This window comes from Micromonospora sp. NPDC023814, assembly GCF_040639595.1.
In the GTDB taxonomy this organism is placed as follows: domain Bacteria; phylum Actinomycetota; class Actinomycetes; order Mycobacteriales; family Micromonosporaceae; genus Micromonospora.
Genome location: NZ_JBFAAF010000098.1, coordinates 1 through 20,872, shown reverse-complemented (window position 1 = coordinate 20,872; position 20,872 = coordinate 1). Strand labels below are relative to the sequence as shown.

The window sequence follows — 20,872 nt, the reverse complement described above, 5'->3', positions numbered from 1 at the left end:
GTGCTCGACGCGGCCAGGGCCCGGCGGGAGGCGGCGGCGCGCACGCGCCGGCGTGCCCCCGGCGGTGGCGCGGGCGGCGACGGCGACGGCGGCCCGCAGCGTCGCCTGCGCGGCTACTCGGGCCCGGGGCCGGACCCGCGGGACCCGCAGCCCCTCGGCGCGGTGCTCAACCGGCTGGTGAAGGCGCGCGGCTGGCAGCAGCCGGCGGCGGAGGCGACCGTGTTCGGCGCCTGGGAGCGGGTGGTGGGCCCGGAGGTGGCCCAGCACAGCCGGCCGGTCAAGCTGGAGGACGGCGAGCTGACCGTGGAGGCCCGGTCGACCGCCTGGGCCACCCAGCTTCGGCTGCTGGCCGGCTCGCTGCTTCAGCAGATCGCCCGCGAGGTCGGCCACAACGTGGTGCGCAAGCTGCACATCCACGGCCCCGCCGCGCCCTCCTGGTCGAAGGGCCCCCGCCGGGTACGCGGACGCGGCCCCCGGGACACCTACGGCTGACGGTCGGGTGACCGCCACGGCTGACGGTCAGTGACCGCCGCGCCGGGCCTCCCGCTCGGCGCGCTTGCGCTCCCGCTGCTCGCGGCTCCACTGCTTGCGGCGCTCCAGGTCCTGCTTCCAGGCCTCCCGGGCCTCGTTGGAGCCACCCTGCACGGCGCCCTGCACCTCCGGCGGGCCGGCCCAGCGCCGGAAGGCCCACGCCATCAGCCAGCCACCCTCGCCAGAGCCCTTCGGAGCCGGCTTCTCGTCGCTCATCGACTGACCCTTCCGTTAGCGCGCAAATAATTAGTACCCCAACCATTGGTACGATACCAACGACGACGAGGAGGTCCAGCCCGTGCCCGACGATTTCGACGGGAATCCCCTGGCGCTGGAGCAGCAGGTGTGCTTCGCGCTCTCCGTCGCCGCGCGCGGCGTGGTTGCGGTCTACCGGCCGCTGTTGGAGCCGATGGGGCTGACCCACCCGCAATATCTGGTGATGCTCGCCCTGTGGCAGTACGCGCCACTGTCCGTACGCGACCTCAGCCGCCTGTTGCAGCTCGACCCGGGCACGCTGTCGCCCCTGCTCAAGCGCCTGGAGGCGAATGGCTACGTCCGGCGGGAGCGCGATCCCGCCGACGAGCGCAGCCTCGCGGTGACGCTGACCCCGGCCGGCGAGGCCCTGCGGGAGCGCGCGGAGCAGATCCCGCCCGCGATCGTCGAGCGGCTGGGCCTGCCGATCGCGGACCTGCGTCACCTGCACACCGTGCTGACCCGGGTCATCGTCGCCGCCAACCGCGCCGGCGCCGCGGCCCCGCCCGACCCGCGTGGGTCGGGCGGGGCGCCGGGTCAGGCGTCGGCGTAGACGGCGAAGCCGCGGTCGGCGCAGCGCCGGTAGAAGGCGGCCAGCACGCTCAGCTCGGCACAGGTGAAGTTCCACTGCGGCGGCGCGCCGCTCTCGTCACGCAGCGCGTCCAGCCGGCTGTCGAGCCAGCGCAACTGCTGCTCGGCCAGCCGCCCGTCGGCGAGCAGCGACCGCAGCACCTGGCTCACCGAGTCGAAGGTCACCGCCTCGCCGTGCGGGCGGTGGCCCGCCACGAACCGCTCGATGCCGCCGGCGATCCAGGCGCAGCCGTCCGGGTCGATCACCGGGTCCTCGTCCTCGGCGGCGGCGTCGGTGGCGTAGAGCACACCTTCGAGCCCGAGCAGCAGGTCCACCAGCTCGGTGTACGCGGTGGCCCGGACGGTGCCGGTCTTGGCGATCAGCTCGGCGAGCGCCGCGGTCGGCGCGGAGATGCGCGGCATGTCGACGATGTCGCCGAAGTCGACGAACTCCGCCGGCGCGACCGGGTCGTAGAAGCGGCCGGTCCGCGGCCACTGCACCGCGACGTTGTCCAGCCCCATCTGGTGTCACCTCTTAATGAGCGTGTGTCGGTTCGATCGGGTCGATCGTCCGGTTCCGGCCGGAAAAGATCAAGGCCGGGCCGTCGGCGCGGCGGGGCGCGTCTCTCCTGCCCGCCGGCCGACACCGATCGTCGGCCGGCCGCGCCCCCGATCGGGCCCTGGCGTGTAGGGGGAGTCGAGGGCGGCGCGGTTCGGCCGGCTACGTCGGTCTGAGACGCCTCGCAGGGGTGCCGAGTGGTGGTTCTGTCGCTGCCGCACAGTAAGATTGACCCCGAGACGAAGACCCGGTGCGGAGCGACGAGACACGGGCCCGGTGCGGGGCCCGCGATCATTCTCCATGCCGGGTCGAGCCGATCGCGATCCGCGGGCAACCGCGGCGACCGGCACGTTCGACCCGTACCCCGGAATTGTCCCCGGTGCCGGTCCGCGTGCCGACGTCGCGTCCTGTCCGCCGAACCCGCGCCCGACGCGCCACCAGGCGCACACGGCGCGAGAAAGTGGCCGAGGGTGGCAGCGCAGGACAAGCAGGAGTACGGCGCAGAGTCGATCACCGTTCTCGAGGGTCTGGAGGCGGTCCGCAAGCGGCCCGGTATGTACATCGGGTCGACCGGCGAGCGTGGTCTGCACCACCTGGTGTGGGAGGTCGTCGACAACGCGGTGGACGAGGCGCTGGCCGGGCACTGCGACACCATCGACGTGGTGCTGCTCGCCGACGGCGGGGTCCGGGTCACCGACAACGGCCGGGGCTTCCCGGTGGACCTGCACCCGAAGCTGAAGAAGCCGGGTGTCGAGGTGGCGCTGACGGTGCTGCACGCGGGCGGCAAGTTCGACGGCAAGGCGTACGCGGTCTCCGGCGGCCTGCACGGCGTGGGCGTCTCCGTGGTGAACGCCCTCTCCACGAAGATGGCGGTGGAGATCCACAAGTCCGGCTTCGTCTGGCGGCAGCAGTACCACAACTCCAAGCCGACCCCGCTGGAGAAGGGCGAGACGACGGACCGGACGGGCTCCGCGGTCGCCTTCTGGCCCGACGCGGACGTGTTCGAGACGGTCGACTTCGACTTCCAGACCATCTACCGGCGGCTCCAGGAGATGGCCTTCCTCACCCGCGGCCTCACCATCCACCTGCTCGACGAGCGGGTTCCGGAGGGCGAGGAAGGCAAGATCCGCGAGGTCACCTTCCAATACGAGGGCGGCATCGCGGACTTCGTCCGGCACCTCAACGCCTCGAAGAACCCGATCCACCGGACGGTGGTCGAGTTCGGCGCCGAGGAGGAGGGCATGTCGGTCGAGATCGCCATGCAGTGGAACGAGTCGTACGGCGAGTCGGTCTACACCTTCGCCAACAACATCAACACCCACGAGGGCGGCACCCACGAGGAGGGCTTCCGGGCCGCGCTGACCAGCGTCGTCAACCGGTACGGCGCGGAGAAGAAGCTGCTCAAGGGCGACGAGAAGCTCTCCGGCGAGGACATCCGCGAGGGCCTGGCCGCGATCATCTCGGTCAAGCTCACCAACCCCCAGTTCGAGGGCCAGACCAAGACCAAGCTCGGCAACACCCCGGTGAAGAGCTTCGTGCAGCGGGTCTGCAACGAGTGGCTGGTGGACTGGTTCGACCGGAACCCGGCCGAGGCGAAGATCATCATCCAGAAGGCGTCCCAGGCCGCCCGGGCCCGGATCGCCGCCCAGCAGGCGCGCAAGCTGGCCCGGCGCAAGTCGCTGCTGGAGTCCGGCTCGATGCCCGGCAAGCTGGCCGACTGCCAGTCCACCGATCCGCGCGAGTCCGAGGTCTTCATCGTCGAGGGTGACTCGGCCGGCGGCTCGGCCAAGCAGGGCCGCGACCCGCGGACCCAGGCGATCCTGCCGATCCGCGGCAAGATCCTCAACGTGGAGAAGGCCCGGATCGACCGGGTGCTGAAGAACAACGAGGTCCAGGCGCTGATCACCGCGCTGGGCACCGGCATCCACGACGACTTCGACATCGAGAAGCTGCGCTACCACAAGATCGTGCTGATGGCCGACGCGGACGTCGACGGCCAGCACATCCAGACGCTGCTGCTCACCCTGCTCTTCCGTTTCATGCGCCCGCTGGTCGAGCTGGGGCACGTCTACCTGGCCGCCCCGCCGCTCTACAAGATCAAGTGGAACAAGCGGGGCGACGACGCGCAGTACGCGTACTCGGACCGGGAACGGGACGGGCTGATCGCGCTGCGCCAGCAGAAGAAGCCGAACGCGAAGCCGGACGACATCCAGCGGTTCAAGGGTCTCGGCGAGATGAACTACCCGGAACTGTGGGAGACCACGATGAACCCCGCGACGCGTACGCTGCGTCAGGTCACGCTCGACGACGCGGCAACCGCCGACGAGTTGTTCAGCGTGCTGATGGGTGAGGACGTCGAGGCGCGCCGCTCGTTCATCCAGCGCAACGCCAAGGACGTCCGGTTCCTGGACATCTGACGGGGCTCGGCGGGCCGACCGGTCATCCACCGGTCGGCCCGGCGATCCACAGAGTTATCCACAGCATGGCCGGTTTCCACAGCCGTTATCCACAGCACGAAAACGACTCTGAGTCTGATAAGGGTTAACAGTGACCGATATCCCCGAGTCCACACCGAGCGAGCCCGAGGTTCCCGAGACGGTCGGCGCCGTCGTCGCGCACGACCGCATCGAACCGGTCGGGCTCGAGGTGGAGATGCAGCGCTCCTACCTCGACTACGCGATGAGCGTCATCGTCGGGCGGGCGTTGCCGGACGTCCGGGACGGGCTCAAGCCGGTCCACCGCAAGATCCTCTACGCCATGTTCGACTCCGGCTACCGCCCGGACCGCGGCTACGTGAAGTGCTCCCGCGTCGTCGGCGACGTGATGGGTCAGTTCCACCCGCACGGCGACTCGGCGATCTACGACGCCCTGGTCCGGATGGCGCAGCCCTGGTCGCTGCGCTATCCGCTGGTCGACGGCAACGGCAACTTCGGCTCGCCCGGCAACGACCCGGCCGCCGCCATGCGTTACACCGAGTGCAAGCTCGACCCGCTGGCGATGGAGATGTTGCGGGACATCGACGAGGACACCGTCGACCTGCAGGACAACTACGACGGCCGGGCCAAGGAGCCCACCATCCTGCCGTCGCGGATCCCCAACCTGCTGGTCAACGGCTCCGAGGGCATCGCGGTCGGCATGGCCACCAAGATCCCGCCGCACAACCTGCGTGAGATCGGCGCGGCGGTGCAGTGGTGCCTGGAGCACCCGGACGAGGACGAGGCCACGACCCTCGACGCGCTGCTGGACATCGTCAAGGGCCCGGACTTCCCCACCCACGGCCTCATCGTCGGCACCCAGGCGATCCAGGACGCCTACCGCACCGGGCGGGGCTCGATCCGGATGCGCGCCGTGGTGGAGGTCGAGGAGGACAAGCGCGGTCGTCCCTGCCTGGTGGTCAGCGAGCTGCCCTACCAGGTCAACCCGGACAACCTCGCCGAGCGGATCGCCGAGCTGATCAAGGAGGGCAAGCTCGCCGGCATCGCCGACATCCGCGACGAGTCCTCCGGGCGTACGGGCATGCGGATCGTGCTCGTGCTCAAGCGCGACGCCGTCGCCAAGGTGGTGCTGAACAACCTCTACAAGCACACCCAGCTCCAAGAGACCTTCGGCGCCAACATGCTGGCGCTGGTCGACGGTGTGCCGCGCACGCTCAACCTCGCCCAGTTCATCCGCTACTACGTCGACCACCAGATCGACGTGATCCGCCGGCGGACGGCGTTCCGGCTGCGCAAGGCCGAGGAGCGGGCGCACATCCTGCGCGGCCTGTCCAAGGCGCTGGACGCCCTCGACGAGGTGATCGCCCTGATCCGGCGCTCGCCCACGGTGGAGGACGCCCGACAGGGCCTGATCCGGCTGCTGGAGATCGACGAGATCCAGGCGACCGCGATCCTGGACATGCAGCTGCGCCGGCTCGCCGCGCTGGAACGCCAGCGGATCCTGGACGACCTGGCCAAGCTGGAGCTGGAGATCGCCGACCTCAAGGACATCCTCGCCAAGCCCGAGCGGCAGCGGAAGATCGTCTCCGAGGAGCTCGGCGAGATCGTCGCCAAGTGGGGCGACGACCGGCGGACGAAGATCGTGCCGTTCGAGGGCGAGGTCTCGATGGAGGACCTCATCGCCCGCGAGGACGTGGTCGTCACCATCACCCGCACCGGCTACGCCAAGCGGACCAAGGTCGACCTCTACCGCTCCCAGCGGCGCGGCGGCAAGGGCGTCAGCGGGGCGACGTTGCGGCAGGACGACATCGTCAGCCACTTCTTCGTATGCTCGACCCACGACTGGATCCTGTTCTTCACCAACAAAGGTCGGGTCTACCGGGCCAAGGCGTACGAGCTGCCCGAGGCCAGTAGGGTGGCCAAGGGCCAGCACGTGGCGAACCTGCTCGCGTTCCAGGCCGACGAGCAGATCGCGCAGATCATCGAGATCCCGAACTACCAGGTGGCTCCCTACCTGGTGCTCGCCACGAAGAACGGCCTGGTGAAGAAGACGAGGCTCGAGGAGTTCGACTCCCCCCGGTCCGGCGGCATCATCGCGATCAACCTGCGCGACGAGGACGAGCTGGTCGGGGCGGCGCTCGTCGCTCCGGAGGAGGACCTGCTGCTGGTCTCCAAGAACGCGCAGGCGATCCGGTTCAACGCGAGCGACGAGGCACTGCGCCCGATGGGTCGGGCCACCTCGGGCGTGATCGGCATGCGCTTCAGCGAGGACGACGTCCTGCTGGCCATGGAGGTGGTCCGCGAGGGGCTGGACGTCCTGGTGGCCACGAACGGGGGTTACGCGAAACGTACCCCGATCGAGGAATACCCGGTCCAGGGCCGGGGAGGTAAGGGCGTGCTGACTGCGAAGATCACGGAGCGACGTGGTGGTCTGGTCGGCGCGGTGGTGATCGACCCGGACGACGAGCTGTTCGCGATCACCAGCAACGGTGGTGTCATTCGGACTCCGGTGAAGCCTGTACGCCGTACGCGTGATCGGAACACAATGGGGGTCAAGCTGATGGACCTTCCGGACGGCGTGACTATCGTGGCGATTGCTCGCAATGCCGACGAGCCTGACGAACAGGACTAGTTGAATGACGGAGACACAGGCGAAGTCGGGGAACACGGGGACCTCGGCCAACCCGGTCGACGAGGAGGCCGCCAAGAGCGGCACACCAGCGACCGGCCGCGCGGCCGTGGGCCGGGCGACGGTCCCCGCCGACGCGCCTGCCCCGAAATTCACCCGGGCTCCCGGCATGACACCGCCGCCGGACAAGCCCTCGGAGGACGCGGACGCGGCGGACAGGACCGAGACGGTGGGGGTCGACAAGCCGGCCCCCGCCGCCAAGCCGACGACGACACAGCCGCTCACGGTCGGCGCCGGCCAGTCGACCGGCGCCACCGGCACACAGCCGAGGGTCACGGGCACTGCCACCGGCACCCAGCCCCGTGTCACCGGCACGGCCAAGCCGCAGCCGGACGGTGGTCGGCCGACCGGCGCCGGCCGGCCGGCCAACGGCGGCGGCCTGCCGCCGGGCATCAGCGGCGCGGCCGCCGTCGGGGCCGCGCGCGTGGGCGAGGCGGTACGCGCAGCGCGTACGTCGGTCAGCTCGGCCGCGTCGCGCGGACCGCGCCGGGCCCGGCTGAACCTCAAGCGGATCGACCCCTGGTCCGTGATGAAGTTCGCCTTCGCCGTCTCGGTGGTGCTCTTCATCGTCGTGGTGGTGGCCACCTCGGTGCTCTACCTGGCCCTCGACGCGATGGGCGTGTTCACCAGCGTCAACGACAGCCTGACCGACCTGGTCAGCGCGGGCGGCGGCCAGAGCACCAGCGGCTTCCAGATCACCGCCAAGGGCGTGATCCTCAGCTCGGCGCTGATCGGCCTGGTCAACGTCGTGCTGTTCACGGCGCTCGCCACGCTCGGGGCGTTCGTCTACAACGTCTGCGCCGACCTGGTCGGGGGCATCGAGCTGACCCTCGCCGAGCGCGACTGATCCACCTCGGGTAGCCGGGGCACCGCCGATGCGCGGAGCCCCGGCTACCGTGCGTCGGGGGCAGTCGCCGGGCGCGCCGTGCCCGCGCGGCCGGCGAAATAGCCTGGGCCGGGCGCGGCGCCTCCGGTAGGTTCAGGGGCGACGGCGACACCCGATGTCCGGGTGGCCCCCGATTTGGGGCCGGGCGGGCGGATGGGTTAATGTTGCTCGTCGCTACGCGGGGCTATAGCTCAGTCGGTTAGAGCGCAGAGCTGATAACTCTGAGGTCGCTGGTTCGATTCCAGCTAGCCCCACCGCACATTCGTCCGACGGCAGTCGAGCGCGAGGGGTAGGCCCCAATGTTCAAGAAGCTTCTGATCCTGGCCGGCGTCGTCGGGGTGGCGGCCGTGGTCGCCAGGAAGATCAAGGCTTCCAACGACGAGCGCGCCCTCTGGCACGAGGCGACCACCGCGCCCGACCTGCGCTGATCGCGCACCGGCGGCATCGTCCGCCCCGGGGCCCTAGCTCAACTGGCAGAGCACTGCCTTTGCAAGGCAGGGGTTAGGGGTTCGAGTCCCCTGGGCTCCACCAGCACTTTCCTTGATTGATCTCGGTCCCGATTACAGCCAAGCGGTCACGCCGTCCCTTCCCCACCTAAGATCCGGTCGACGGCCGAGGCCGCCTGGCGAGCCCGAGCCGGCAGCACGTGCCGTAGGTGTCCGCGTCATCCGGGTGTCAATCGGCGTCACCTACGCGCCGCTCTCGCTCTGCTGGCTCTGCCGCTGGTCTTCGGCCCGCCACTGCTCGCCGCCATCGCCGCTGCCGTCGTGCTGCTGGGTGTCGCCGGCGCGGACGCTCTACACGCGGCCGGCCGCCCACCGGAGGCCCCGTCCCCGTCCGCGTAGCGGGGACAGTCCGCAAAGGTCCACGGACCGCAGGGGCAGCGCCGGGCCCCGTTGGCGGATGCGACGGCAGCATGGCCCACGACATCGCGTCGTGGGCCATGCCTCTGGTTCCGGTCCAGCGGTCAGGTCTGTTTCAAGCGCAACTCATGCCTCATAGCGGCGACGCACCCGCATGAGAAGCAGCAGCACGAGTCCGGCAGCGATGAGGCTGCCACCCATCGCGGCGAGCCTGCCGAGCGCCGGGCCGGAGATCCCCGTGTCGGTCACGGGCAGGCTCGGACGGGCTGTCCCGCCGGTCGCCGGGCAGGTCTGTGCCAGGTCGAAGGTGCCGTCGGTGCCCGTGATCACCGCCGTCGCGTTGGTGAGGGCGAACGGATTCACCAGCTCCCCGGCCGCGGACAGGCCGGCGGGCGTCCTGATCCACGCCTTGTCGCCGACGATCGCCCGGTCGCCGGCGGGCGTGGTCGTGATGGTCTCCGTGACGGGGCCACCCTCCGTGGCGAACTCGATGGTCAGCGAGGTGAAGGTGCCCTGCTGCTTGGGAGAGGGCAGGGCGAAGACCCAGACGTCCTCGCCCTGGAAGGGGCCACCGCCGAGGTTCGGATCGCATTTCTGAGTGCCGAACGCGGCCGCTGTCGTGCCGGCGTCCGCTGGATCGATGTTGATGGTGGTGTCGGCCCAGGCCGGTGCGGCCGATCCGAGGCCGATCGCGGCGGCCAGGATGGTCGCTGCTCCCAGGCGGGCCAGTGTCCCTATTGTCAACAGAATCACCCCGATGTGGTATCTCCATGAACACTTCGTGAAGTGGGGCGCGACCCGCCGTCAGGTAACCATGGTCGACCCCTGCGTACCGGCTGATTCGAGGTCTTCCCCCACGGGCCGGACGACCGTGGTAGGCAGACGTGCGGAGTTGCGACGCGCGGCCCCACGAGCCGGAGCCCCACCGGCACGTGCCGCCGTGGGACAGCGCGGTGACGTCGGTGGCCGCCTGCGCTCCGCCCGGCCCGGCACGTTAGCGTCGGAGCGTGACCGGATCCCCGCGCGTGCTCGCGGCCGACAGCGGCATCGCCGAGGCCGCCTCCGTCCTGCGTACCGGCGGGCTGGTGGCCTTTCCCACCGAGACCGTCTACGGGCTCGGCGCGAACGCGCTGGACCCCCGTGCGGCCGCCCGGATCTTCGAGGCCAAGGCGCGGCCCAGCTTCGACCCGCTGATCACGCACCTCGCCGACGCGGCCGAGCTGGAGAAGCTGGTCGGGGCGGTGCCGCCGGTGGTGGCGACGCTGGCCGAGCGCTTCTGGCCGGGGCCGCTCACGCTGATCGTGGACCGGCCGGCGGCGATCCCGCCGATCGTCACCTCCGGGCTGGCGACGATGGCGGTCCGGGTGCCGGACAACACGTACGCGCGGGCGCTGATCGCCGAGGCCGGGGTGCCGGTGGCGGCGCCGAGCGCGAACCGGTTCGGTCAGCTCAGCCCGACCCGGGCCGAGCACGTGGTGCGGGGCCTGGGCGCGGCCGTGGACGTGGTGCTCGACGGCGGGCCGACGCGGTGCGGGATCGAGTCGACCATCGTGGACGCCCGGGGCGAGCGGCCGGTGGTGCTGCGGCTCGGCGCGCTGCCGCTGGAGGCGCTGGAGGAGGCCGTCGGCCCGGTGACCGTACGCCCCGGCAGTTCGGGGCAGCCGGTCGCGCCCGGCACGCTGGCGGCGCACTACGCCCCGCGTACGCCGTTGCGGTTGGCGTCGGGCGGGGAGCCGCCGACGGCCGACGGGGTCCGGCGCGGCTTCCTGGCCTTCCGCGAGCCGCCGGCGGGCGACTGGGCGGCGGTCGAGGTGCTCTCCGCCGCCGGTGACCTGACCGAGGCCGCCGCGCGGCTGTTCGACGCGCTGCACGAACTGGACGCCACCGGGGTCGGCGAGATCGTGGTCGAGCCGGTTCCGGAGGTCGGCGTCGGCCGCGCGATCAACGACCGGCTGCGCCGCGCCGCCGCCACCTGGCAGCCGGCGGACTGACGCCCGACCGGGGGGCGGCGGGCTCGACGCCTCGCGGGTCCGCGCATCCGGCCCGGTGCATGGCCGGGGCGGCGGGGGTAGGAGAAACGGCAACACCCCCCCCGGAAGTGAGGTGTCATGCCAATGCCGACCGCACGCGAGATCATGACGGACGACGTGACCTGCATCCGTGAGCAGGACGACCTCAGGACGGCTGCCAAGCAGATGGCCCGGCTGGGCGTGGGTTCGCTGCCGATCTGCGGGGACGACAACCGGCTCAAGGGGATGCTGACCGACCGCGACATCGTGGTCAAGGTGCTCGCCGAGGGCCGCGATCCGGGCAGCGTCACCGCCGGTGAGCTGGCCCAGGGCGAGGCGGTGACCATCGGCGCCGACGACGACGCGACCGAGATCCTGCGGACCATGAGCCAGCACCAGGTGCGCCGGCTGCCGGTGATCGACGGGCACGTGCTCGTCGGCATCGTGGCCGTCGCCGACGTGGCCCGCTCCCTGCCCGAGCGTCCCGTGGGTGACCTCATCGAGGCCATCTCCGAGCGCGGTTGACCGCACGACACGACCGGTCGCCGCCCTCCGGCCCCGACCGGGAGGCGGCGATTTTTGTACGGGGATTCGGCCGCCGTTCTCCGGCCCGGCCGGGAGGCGGCGATCGGCCGCTGGGGGATCAGCCCCTTGCCAGGTTGTTGCCCGACGCGCCGGACGGCTCCTGACCGGCCCGGCCGGGGTCCTGTCGAGCTGCCCCGTCCATGAGACCGGTGGGCGGGGCAGCCAGGTGAAGCCACGGGCCGGGCGGCCGGGTCCAGGTGAAGTTCACCGGTGACGCCCACGGGGGTCGGGGCCCACGGCTGACGCCGACGGGCTGAGGCGGACGGGCCTGCCCCGTTTGTGGGGCAGCTCGACAGCGTCGACAGGGAAGGGCCGACGGCTCAAGCGGCGGTCACCGCTGCGACGCCGCGTCGCCCGCGCCGTCCGCGTCGTCCGCGTCGTCCGCGCCGCCCGCGCCGCCCGCGCCGCCGTCGGATTGTTCCGCGCCGTGCGGGCCGGACTGCGGCAGGCGTTCCACCAGGCGGGTGAGCGCGCCGTTGGCGAAGGTCGCGCCGAGCGCCGAGCCCGTGGCGATGGTCCAGCCGACCGGGCCGAGCGGCGTGCAGCCGAAGAACTGGCTGACCCCCGGCGTCTGCACGACCACCGCCAGCGCTCCGAGCGACACGGCGGTGGAGGCGAGCACGGCCGGGCTGGTGCCGCCGGCCAGCACGGTCTGCCCGAGCTGGGTGCCGACCAGCGACACCAGCGCAACCGTGCCCGCCCGCCGGGGCCGCCCGGTGTAGCGGGCCAGCGTCCAGCCGGCGGTGGCGCCCAGCGTGGTGGCGGCCGCGCGCAGCCCGATCTCCCGGGTCATCGTCTCGCCGAGGGAGGTGTCCGGGCCCTCCCGCAGCAGGCCGTCGGTGCGGTCCGCGGCCGGGGGCCGGATCGCGATCGCCAGCGCCGGAGCGAGGTCGGTGAGCAGGTTGACCAGGAGGAGCTGTCGCCCGGTGAGCGCCGACCGGCCGGTGGCGGCGGCGGTGAGCACGCTGAACGTGATCTCGCCGAGGTTGCCGCCGACCAGGATGCTGAGCGCGTGGCGTACCGAGGACCACATCGCCCGGCCCTCGACCAGGGTGGCGATGATGGTCTCCAACCGGTCGTCGGTGACCACCAGGTCGGCGGCCGCGCGGGCCGCCGGGGTGCCCCGCTGGCCGAGCGCGATGCCCACGTCGGCCAGCCGGATCGCCGGCGCGTCGTTGGCGCCGTCCCCGGTCATCGCGACCGTACGCCCGCACTTCTGCAACGCCTGGATGATGCGCACCTTGTGCGCGGGGGTGCACCGGGCCACCACGTCCGTGGCGGCCAGCCGGGCCGCGAGGGCCTCGTCGTCGAGCTGGTCGAGTTCCGTCGCGGTGACCACCCGCTGCTCGTCGTGTTCGCTGATGGTGGCCGCGATCGCCGCGGCGGTCGCCGGGTGGTCTCCGGTGATCATGATGGTGTGCACGCCGGCCTGGCGGATCCGGCGTACGGCCGGGGCGGCGCTCTCCCGCACCCCGTCGGCGAGGGCCAGGTAGCCGAGGAAGGTCAGGTCGCGCACCTGCTCGTCGGTGACGCCGGGCGACGAGACCGGGCACTCCGCCACGGCGAGGATCCGGTGCCCCGCCCCGGCCCGGTCGGCGAGCGTCGCGTGCAGCCCGTTGCGTCCCTTGTCGTCGAGCGGCTCGTCGCGTCCCCCCGGCGTACGCCAGGCGGAGCATCGGGGCAGCACCGACTCCGGCGCCCCCTTCACGCTGAGCAGCAGCAGGCCCCCGCTGCGCCCCACCGTGGCGTGGTAGCCGCGGGACGGCTCGAACGGCAGGCCGCCGACCGCCTCCCACCCGTCCGCGTCGGTCTGCTCGACCACCCCCGCCGCCTGGGCGCCGTAGCGGACGGCGCGGTCGGTCTGCTGGGCCAGCTCGTGCGGGTCGGCGGCGGCCGGGGTGGCCCGCAGGGCGGCGGCGAGGGTGGCGCGCTGACCGTCGTCGAGTCGGTCGACCGAGGCGTACCGGCTGTCGTCGCCGACCCCGGCGAGCATCAGCTTCCCCTCGGTGAGCGTGCCGGTCTTGTCGAAGCAGAGCACGTCCACCCGGCCGAGCGCCTCGATGGTGCGTGGGTTGCGGACCAGCGCGCCGTGCTCCGCCAGCCGCCGCGCGGCGGCCAACTGGGCGGCGCTGACCAGGAACGGCAGCCCCTCCGGCACGGAGGCGACCGCCAGGTTCGCGGCGGTCGCGGCGGTCTCCGCCAGCGGCACGCCCCGCAGCAGGCCCGCGCCGGCCACCGCCACCGCCGAGCTGGCGGCCAGCGGGATCGCCGCCCGGGTCAGCCTGCCCAGCCGGGCCTCCACGCCGCTCGCCGGAGGGGCCTGCCGGGCCATCGCCAGGCTCCGCCCGGCCTCGGTGTCCGCGCCCGTCGCCACCACCACCGCCGTGCCGTGGCCGGCGGCGACGGTGGTGCCCTCGTAGAGCATCGACCGCCGGTCGGCGACCGCCGCGGCGACGACCGGCTGGTCGGTCTTGCCGACCGGCAGCGACTCGCCGGTGAGCGAGGACTCGTCGGTCTCCAGGCCGGCCGACTCCAGCACCCGGCAGTCGGCCGGGACGGCGTCCCCCGATTCGAGGATGATGACGTCCCCCGGCACCAGGTCCTCGGCGGGCAGCACCCGTTCCGCGCCCTCCCGGCGCACCCGGGCGGTCACCGCCGAGCGGGACAGCAGCTCGGCCAGCGACCGCTCGGTGTTGCGCCTGTGCACCGCGCCGAGCAGCGCGGACCCGCCGACCACCCCGCCGACCAGGGCGGCGTCGACCAGCGAGCCGAAGGTGGCGGAGAGCACCGCCCCGGCGGCGAGCACCGGCGTCAGCGGGTTGGCCAGCTCGTCGACGAAGGCGCGCAGCAGCCCGGTCGGCCCGGCGGGCTGCCCGGTCCCGCCGCTCCGGCGGTGCTCGGCCTCGGCCGTGGCCAGCCCGCCCGGCGCGGTGCCGAGCTGGTCGAGGACGGCCGAGGACGGCATCAGGTGCCAGGCGGTGACCGCCGGCGCCGGGGCGTCCGTCCGGTCGGGCAGGCGGCGCGCCCGTACGACGCCGTGCGCGAAGGCCAGCGCGGCCGCGCCGTTCACTGCGGAGAGGGAGCGGCCGGGCAGCTGCGCGGGTGCGGCGGTGAACGCCCCCAGCGCGCCGAGGCCCGTGCCGGCCAGGGCCAGGCCGAGGTTCTGCCGGGTCATCCGGCGGGCCACCCCGGTCGCCTCGATCAGCAGCGCCACCACCCGCAGGTCGGTGCCGACCAGCAGGTGCGCGCCCCAGGGCGGCAGGTCCTCTGGGGCGAAGATCCCCAGGCCGCAGTCGGCGACGCCGAGCGCGGCCCGGTCGCCGGAGACCACCATCACCACCGCCCCGGCGAACTGCAGCGTCCGCACCGACTCGGCCAACCGGTCGCCGCCGGGCAGGTGGGCGTCGGCGAAGCCGTACCGCCGGTCGTCGTCGCCGGCCACGACCACCCGCAGGCCGGCCTGGCGGGCGGCGGTGGGCAGGGCGTCCACGCCCGGCGCGGGCTCCGGGTCGACCCGCAGCACGGCGGCGAGGGTGTCGCCGTCGGCCAGGCCGAGCAGGGATCCGCCGCCCTCGCGCAGCCGGCGGCTGTCGGCGGTGTCACCCGGGTCCTCGGCGTCCAGCGCGTCCAGCGGCCCGAGCCGCCAGCCGTCGGCGCGCCGCAGCTCCCACGGTGCGGCCGGGTCGAACAGCGTGAACGCGCGCGTCGCCACCTGTCCGACGTCCGCCCCGTCCAGCGGCGCCAGGTCCGCCAGCACGCCCCGGTCGGAGCCGAGCACCGCCGCGTCCAGCACCAGCGTGTCGATCCGGTCGAGCTCGCGCAGCACGCTGCGGTCCATCGCGATCACCCCGCGCCGGGCGATGATCCGGCCGAGCTGCGCGGCGTAGCCCTCGCGGCCGCTGCCGGGAGCCTTCGGCAGCGCGGAGAGCCCCAGCGCGGCGGCCCGCTTCCGGCCCACCACGGGCGTGGCGGCGGCTGCGGCGGCGGCGCCGGCGGTGAGCATCCGGACGACGTACTTCTCGGCCGGGCCGTCCGGCTTCGGGCGGGGACGCTCGACCTTCGGCGTCCGGGCGACGGCCCGCTCCGGGTCCCCGGTCAGCCGTGGCTCCGCCTGCGCCCAGGCCCGGAGCTGGGCCCGCGCCTCACCCCACTGCACCACCCGCTGCGCGCCGTCGAGCACGATCCCGGTCCAGCCGCCGGTCAGGCCCTGCACGACCGCCTCGGCCAGCGGGAACAGCAGGTCGGCGCGCGGATCGGCGCGCAGGCCCCGGTCGGCCAGCGCGTGCAGCCTCGGGTGCAGGTCGACTGCGCCGAGCAGCCCGGCGACCTCCCCGGGCACCGGCGTGAACGGCAGGATCCTCGTGGCGGCGGAGATGGTCAGGCCGAGGGCGTCGGAGGCCAGCCCGCCGAGGGTGCGCGGCGTGCGCGGCCCCTCCTCGGGAGGGTGCGGCGGAGGGATCTCCGGGTCCGGCTCGTGCGGGCAGGTGCGTTCCGCGCGGGCGACGGTCGCGACGAGGTCGCGCAGGCTCGGCTCCGGCGTACCGACGGCCACGACCACCCGGCCCGACGGGGCGTTGACCCGGGCCCATTCCACCCCCGGCATCCGCTCCAGCGCCGCCTCGACCTGCCGGGCGAGGGTGTCGCCGCCGTCCTGGCAGACGCCGTGCACCTCGATGTGGTGCCGCCCGGGCCGGGACCAGACCCGACGCTTGGTCAGCCCGGCCACCCGGGCCAGCCGGGTGGCGGCGGCGCCGACGGTCCGGGACGCCTCGCCGACGACCTGCGGCACGGCGACCGACGGCAGGAGCCGGCCGGCGGCGCGGCCCAGCGAGGTCATCGAGGCGTACGACCGGACAGGCGCCGGCCAGGCCCCCCGCTGCTGCTGCTCCCGCCGTACGCCATCTCGCCTCCCACGCCTCCGCTCCGGCGCCCTGGCTTCCCGGCGGACCGTCCGTTATGCCCTCCGAGCAGGGGAAGTTTCTCCCCACCGGCGGTGCATGGACGGCCGCGCCGGTGGAATCCCGGATCCACTGTCACCGTCATCGGGGAGGCCGGGATGAGCACACTGACGCGACCGCTCAGCGGGGCGCACGAGACGATCCGGGCGTTCACCCGGCGGGTGGAGATCCCGGGGCTGGGGGAGGTCGCCGTCCCGCCGCCGGACAAGCTCGATGCGCTGGAGGCGGCCTGAGAGAGGTGGGTCACCCTTGACCTCAATGCGGGTTGAGGTCGGAGGCTGACCCCATGTTGATCGAACTGCTCCGCTCCGGGTTGGTGGGCCCGGCGGACCCCCGGGTCCGCGCCCGCCACCGGCTGCTCCGGCTGCCCCGTCCGGCGGGCCGGCGATGACCGCCACGGCGGCGCCGACCGTCCCGGTACCGCCCGCGGCCGGCCTCTTCGCGCCCCGGCTGCGGGCGATGACGGTCGGCAGCGTCGCGCTGGTCTCGCTGCTCGCGTTCGAGGCGCTCGCGGTGGGCACCGCGATGCCGACCGTCGCCCGCAGCCTCGACGGGTTGGCCCTCTACGGGATCGCCTTCGGGGGCCCGTTCGCGGCCGGCGTGCTCGCGATGGTGGCCTCCGGCATCTGGTGCGACGCCCGGGGCCCCAGGGCGCCGATGTGGCACGGGCTCGTCTGGTTCGTGGTGGGACTGGTCGTCGCCGGCAGTGCCACGGCCATGGGCGCACTGGTGGCCGGCCGGATCGTGCAGGGGTTCGGTTCCGGCCTGCTCTCGGTGGCGCTCTACGTCATCGTCGGGCAGGCGTACCCGGAGACGCTGCACCGGCGGATCTTCGCGGCGTTCGCCGCCGCATGGGTCGTACCGTCGCTGGTCGGGCCGGCGCTGGCCGGCCTGATCGTGGAGCACCTCGGCTGGCGGTGGGTCTTCCTGGCGGTGCCGGTGGTGGCGGTGCCGGCGGTGCTGCTGATCCACCCCGGGCTGCGCGCGATCGGCGCGGCCACGACGACGGCGGGACCGCCGGCCGGCGCGGCGGCTCGGATCGGCTGGGCCTGCGGGGCGGGGGTGAGCGCCGCACTGCTGCACATCGGGGGCCAGCAGCGCGGCGCCACCGCCGTCGGCCTGGTGGCCCTGGCGCTGGTCGGTCTGCTGGTCTGCGCGCCGCGGCTGCTGCCGGCCGGGTTCCTGCGGGCCGGCCGGGGCCTGCCGACGGTGATCGGGCTGCGTGGGCTGGCCTCGGCGGCGTTCGTCGGCGCCGAGGTGGTGATCCCGCTGATGCTCTCCCGGGAGCGTGGGCTGTCGCCGACGGCGGCCGGCCTGGTCCTCACCACCGGCGCGCTCGCCTGGTCGGCGGGCTCCTGGGCGCAGGGGCGGATGCGCGCGCCGCGCTCCCGGGCCACCCTGCCGAGAGCGGGGCTGGCCTGCATCACGGCCGGCATCGCCGTGGTGACGATCGCCGTCGTGCCGGCGGTGCCGGTGTGGGTCGGGGTGCTCGGCTGGGCCGGCGCGGGGCTCGGCATGGGGCTGCTCTACCCCTCGCTGTCGGTGCTCACCCTGGAGCTGTCCGCCCCGGGCGAGCAGGGCCGCAACAGCTCGTCCCTGCAACTGGGCGACTCGCTCTTCGCGGCGACCGTGCTGGCGCTCACCGGCGCGGTGCTCGCCGCCGGCGCGGCCCCGGGACCGGGCAGCTACGCTGGCACGCTCGCGGTGGCGAGCGGGCTGGCCCTGGTGGGCGTCCTGCTCGCGGGCCGGGTGGTGCCCGGGGCGTCCGGAGTTCGCGCGTCCGGCTGAACCGCGTCCTGCTGGCCGTGCATTCGGCCGGGCCCCGTGTCCGGCCGGGCCCCGTGTCCGGCCGGATGCGTGGTGGGATGCGCCGGCTCCGGGCTTGCCGCCGTCCGCCCCCGGCCGGCACCGGCAATGTGGCGAATCGACCCGGGACGGACGGCGCGACCGGGAGGATGGGCGGGCGATGAACTTCCTGACCATCCTGCCGATGGCCGTGGTGATGGTCGCCGGGACCCAATTGGTCGCGGCGGTCTTCCTCGCCTCGGCCGACCGGCCGCGTGCCGCCTCGCTGGGCTACCTGGCCGGCGCGGGGCTCGTGGTCTCGGGCGGGGTGACGGTGAGCTGGCTGGTCACCCGGGCTGTGAAGGTCAACGTCGGGGCCGGTGGGGGCGGGCGCCGCGCGGTCGAGAGCCGGATCGACGTGGTGGTGCTGGCGCTGCTGGTCGTTCTGGCGGTGGTCGTCTTCCTGCGCCGGCACACCGCGGGCACGCCGAAGTGGATGGGCGGGCTCCAGCGGGCCAGCCCCGGCTACGCGCTGCGGCTCGGCGTGCTGCTCTTCCTGGCCATGCCGTCGGACGACCTCACGATGGTCACCGTGGGGGCGAGCGTCGCCCGGCACGACCTGCCCTGGTGGCACCTGCTGCCGTTCGTTTTGCTCACCCTCGCGTTGCTGGCCCTGCCCCTGCTGGCGCTGCTGCTGCTCGGGCACCGGGCCGCGACGGTGCTGCCCCGGATCCGGGACTGGGCCCGGCAGCACTCCTGGGTGGTCAGCGAGATCGTGATCGGGTTCTTCGTGCTGATGACGGCGGCCGACCTGCTCCGGTGAGTGGGGCACGGCCGGTCACGCCATGCCGGTGGTCGATCTGCTCGGGTGAGCCGACGCACAGCCGGTCACGTCCGGCGGGGCGGCGCCGTCAGCCCGGTGGCCGCGCGGCGGGCGCGGGACGCCGGAGAAGGGGGAAACCATGCGGGTGCTGGTCACCGGGGCGGGCGGTCGGCTCGGGCGGGTGGTGCTGCCGCGGCTGCGCGACGAGGGCTGGAGCGTGCGGGCGGCGAGCCGGCGGCCGCGTACCGATCCGTCGGCGGAGTGGGTGGTGGTCGACCTGGCCACCGGGGAAGGACTGCCCGAGGCGGTGGCCGGCGTGGACGCCGTGCTGCACCTGGCCTCGTCGCCGAACCGGGGGCGGCAGACCCACCGGGTCGACGTGCTCGGCACCCGCCGGCTGGTCGTCGCCGCCGGCCGGGCGGGCGTACGGCACCTCGGCTACGTCTCGATCGTCGGGGTGGACCGGGTCCCGATCCCCTACTACCGGCACAAACTCGCCGCCGAGCAGGTCGTGGCGGCCGGGCCGGTGCCCTGGACGGTGCTGCGGGCCACCCAGTTCCCCGAGTTCCTCGACGGCATGCTGCGCGGCGCGAGCCGGTTCGGCCCGGTGATCGGCGACCCGGCGGTGCTCGCCCAGCCGGTCGACCCCGGCGAGGTCGCGGGCCGGCTGGTCCAGCGGCTCACGGCCGGTCCGCTGCACGGCATCGAGGAGTACGGCGGGCCGGAGGTGATCCGCTTCGACGAGGCGGTCCGGGCCTGGAACGCCGCCCGGCGGTCCCGCCGCCCGCTGCTGCCGGTGCGGATCCCGGGGAAGGTCGGCCGCGCCCTGCGCTCCGGCGGCCTGGTCACCGAGGCGACCCCGACGGGTGTCCGGACCTGGGCCGACCACCTTGCCGACACGTACGGGGGAACCGGCGCAAGATGAACGGCCCGCGCGTTCACGTCCGGCCTACCGTGACGCCATGTTCGCCATGGTCGCCACCGTCATCCTCTACGTCGCCGGGTTCGTCTTCCTGTACGGCGTCATCCGACTCGCCATCCGCCACGCCCTGGAGGAGATGGAGGTGCGCCGGATCCAGGCCGAGCGGGCGGAGGAGATGGCCGCCGCGCGGGATCGGACGCTGCTCCGCGAGAACGGCTTCCTCACCGGCAGTTGACCGACGTCCGACCGCCCGGTGACCGCTCGCCGGGCGGGCAGTCCCCGGTTCGGGTGACCGGTCCCCGGGACGGGCCGGGCTCCGGTGGGCGGGGCGGGTGGAGCGGTGCGAGGATCGCAGACGTGATGGGGACGCTGAAGACCGAACCCGCCCGGACCCGGCTCGACCTGCTCGCCCCGCCGGTCGCCGCCGCCATCGGGCAGTGGCCCGCCGACGCTCCGGTGGACGTCGACGACGTGCTGGTGGCGCCGATCGACGCCGAGTTGGCCGACACCGCCGCCTTCTGCGCGGCGTACGAGGTGGGGTTGGACGTGTCGGCGAACTGCGTGGTGGTGGCCGGCAAGCGCGAGGGGGTCGTCCGCTACGCGGCCTGCGTCGTGCTCGCCACCACCCGCGCCGATGTGAACGGGGTGGCCCGCCGGGCGCTCGACGTCCGCAAGGCGAGTTTCGCGCCGATGGCCGACGCGGTGGAGCTGACCGGCATGGAGTACGGCGGCATCACCCCGATCGGCCTGCCGGAGCAGTGGCCGATCCTGGTCGACTCCCGGGTGGTCGCCACGCCGCACGTGATCATCGGGTCCGGCGTACGGCACAGCAAGATCGCGCTGCCGGGGCCGGCGCTCGGCGCGCTGCCCGGCGCCCGCGTGGTGGAGGACCTGGCCCGACCGGCCTAGCTGTACTGCCCAGGGACGTTGGTCAACCTGGTGATGGGCGGCTTGCCGCCGGTTGCGGTGTGGGGTCGGTGGTGATTGTAGTGATGCAGGAAGGCC

General features: G+C 73.6%; 18 protein-coding genes and 2 tRNA genes. 16 read left to right on the top strand and 4 right to left on the bottom strand.

Annotated elements, in window-relative coordinates; translation table 11 throughout:
* A partial coding sequence (locus tag AB0G14_RS31830; protein WP_357703842.1) for a DciA family protein occupies positions 1 to 492 on the top strand: 492 nt, incomplete at its 5' end.
* A gap of 27 nt (positions 493 to 519) precedes the next feature.
* On the opposite strand, the gene AB0G14_RS31825 is transcribed toward AB0G14_RS31830, so the two are convergent.
* Positions 520 to 747 carry a hypothetical protein gene (locus tag AB0G14_RS31825; protein WP_357703840.1) on the bottom strand — a complete coding sequence of 76 codons (228 nt, stop codon included), beginning with the start codon at positions 745 to 747 and terminating at the stop codon, positions 520 to 522.
* A gap of 82 nt (positions 748 to 829) precedes the next feature.
* Between AB0G14_RS31825 and AB0G14_RS31820 the strand changes: the two genes are divergently transcribed.
* Positions 830 to 1,336: a MarR family transcriptional regulator gene (locus AB0G14_RS31820; protein WP_357703838.1), complete on the top strand. Its 507-nt coding sequence runs from the start codon at positions 830 to 832 to the stop codon at positions 1,334 to 1,336.
* On the opposite strand, the gene AB0G14_RS31815 is transcribed toward AB0G14_RS31820, so the two are convergent.
* A complete protein-coding gene (locus tag AB0G14_RS31815) occupies positions 1,321 to 1,875 on the bottom strand; it encodes a hypothetical protein (protein ID WP_350677718.1) in 555 nt (184 codons plus the stop codon). The two genes, AB0G14_RS31820 and AB0G14_RS31815, sit on opposite strands and share 16 nt — an antisense overlap.
* Before the next feature lie 507 nt (positions 1,876 to 2,382).
* Here AB0G14_RS31815 and gyrB point away from each other — a divergent pair.
* The 6 genes from gyrB to AB0G14_RS31785 all read left to right on the top strand — a co-directional run bounded on the left by gyrB (position 2,383) and on the right by AB0G14_RS31785 (position 8,453).
* Positions 2,383 to 4,329 (top strand): DNA topoisomerase (ATP-hydrolyzing) subunit B, encoded by a 1,947-nt coding sequence (gene gyrB / locus AB0G14_RS31810; protein WP_357703835.1) that lies wholly within the window; start codon positions 2,383 to 2,385, stop codon positions 4,327 to 4,329.
* A gap of 130 nt (positions 4,330 to 4,459) precedes the next feature.
* Positions 4,460 to 6,979, top strand: a complete 2,520-nt coding sequence (gene gyrA / locus AB0G14_RS31805) for a DNA gyrase subunit A (protein ID WP_357703833.1) — start codon at positions 4,460 to 4,462, stop codon at positions 6,977 to 6,979.
* Between the two features lie 4 nt (positions 6,980 to 6,983).
* Entirely contained in the window at positions 6,984 to 7,883 is a 900-nt protein-coding gene (locus tag AB0G14_RS31800; RefSeq protein ID WP_357703831.1) for a DUF3566 domain-containing protein, read from the top strand.
* Positions 7,884 to 8,102: 219 nt separating this feature from the next.
* Positions 8,103 to 8,176: transfer RNA gene (locus tag AB0G14_RS31795), tRNA-Ile, on the top strand.
* A 45-nt stretch (positions 8,177 to 8,221) separates the two neighbouring features.
* A complete protein-coding gene (locus AB0G14_RS31790; protein WP_320068343.1) occupies positions 8,222 to 8,350 on the top strand; it encodes a DLW-39 family protein in 129 nt (42 codons plus the stop codon).
* A 27-nt stretch (positions 8,351 to 8,377) separates the two neighbouring features.
* A tRNA-Ala gene (locus tag AB0G14_RS31785) sits at positions 8,378 to 8,453 on the top strand.
* Between the two features lie 458 nt (positions 8,454 to 8,911).
* Here AB0G14_RS31785 and AB0G14_RS31780 read toward each other — a convergent pair.
* A complete protein-coding gene (locus tag AB0G14_RS31780; protein ID WP_357703829.1) occupies positions 8,912 to 9,538 on the bottom strand; it encodes a hypothetical protein in 627 nt (208 codons plus the stop codon).
* A gap of 254 nt (positions 9,539 to 9,792) precedes the next feature.
* On the opposite strand from AB0G14_RS31780, the gene AB0G14_RS31775 reads away from it, so the two are divergent.
* Positions 9,793 to 10,776, top strand: coding sequence for an L-threonylcarbamoyladenylate synthase (locus tag AB0G14_RS31775; RefSeq protein WP_357703827.1), 984 nt, complete (start codon positions 9,793 to 9,795; stop codon positions 10,774 to 10,776).
* Between the two features lie 123 nt (positions 10,777 to 10,899).
* Positions 10,900 to 11,319 (top strand): CBS domain-containing protein, encoded by a 420-nt coding sequence (locus AB0G14_RS31770; protein WP_357703825.1) that lies wholly within the window; start codon positions 10,900 to 10,902, stop codon positions 11,317 to 11,319.
* Positions 11,320 to 11,710: 391 nt separating this feature from the next.
* Here the strand turns inward: AB0G14_RS31770 and AB0G14_RS31765 are convergent, their stop codons facing one another.
* A complete protein-coding gene (locus tag AB0G14_RS31765) occupies positions 11,711 to 16,216 on the bottom strand; it encodes an HAD-IC family P-type ATPase (protein WP_357703823.1) in 4,506 nt (1,501 codons plus the stop codon).
* A 219-nt stretch (positions 16,217 to 16,435) separates the two neighbouring features.
* Here AB0G14_RS31765 and AB0G14_RS31760 point away from each other — a divergent pair, with 219 nt between their 5' ends.
* The 6 genes from AB0G14_RS31760 to AB0G14_RS31735 all read left to right on the top strand — a co-directional run bounded on the left by AB0G14_RS31760 (position 16,436) and on the right by AB0G14_RS31735 (position 20,776).
* Positions 16,436 to 16,570: a hypothetical protein gene (locus AB0G14_RS31760; protein WP_357703844.1), complete on the top strand. Its 135-nt coding sequence runs from the start codon at positions 16,436 to 16,438 to the stop codon at positions 16,568 to 16,570.
* Between the two features lie 154 nt (positions 16,571 to 16,724).
* A complete protein-coding gene (locus AB0G14_RS31755) occupies positions 16,725 to 18,125 on the top strand; it encodes an MFS transporter (RefSeq protein ID WP_357703821.1) in 1,401 nt (466 codons plus the stop codon).
* 178 nt (positions 18,126 to 18,303) lie between these two features.
* On the top strand, positions 18,304 to 18,945 hold the full coding sequence (locus tag AB0G14_RS31750) for a GAP family protein (protein WP_357703819.1): 642 nt from the start codon (positions 18,304 to 18,306) through the stop codon (positions 18,943 to 18,945).
* A 139-nt stretch (positions 18,946 to 19,084) separates the two neighbouring features.
* Positions 19,085 to 19,870: an NAD(P)H-binding protein gene (locus tag AB0G14_RS31745; RefSeq protein ID WP_357703817.1), complete on the top strand. Its 786-nt coding sequence runs from the start codon at positions 19,085 to 19,087 to the stop codon at positions 19,868 to 19,870.
* Between the two features lie 37 nt (positions 19,871 to 19,907).
* Positions 19,908 to 20,102, top strand: coding sequence for a hypothetical protein (locus AB0G14_RS31740; protein ID WP_357703815.1), 195 nt, complete (start codon positions 19,908 to 19,910; stop codon positions 20,100 to 20,102).
* Between the two features lie 125 nt (positions 20,103 to 20,227).
* Entirely contained in the window at positions 20,228 to 20,776 is a 549-nt protein-coding gene (locus AB0G14_RS31735; protein ID WP_350702718.1) for a YbaK/EbsC family protein, read from the top strand.
* Positions 20,777 to 20,872 lie beyond the last annotated feature (96 nt).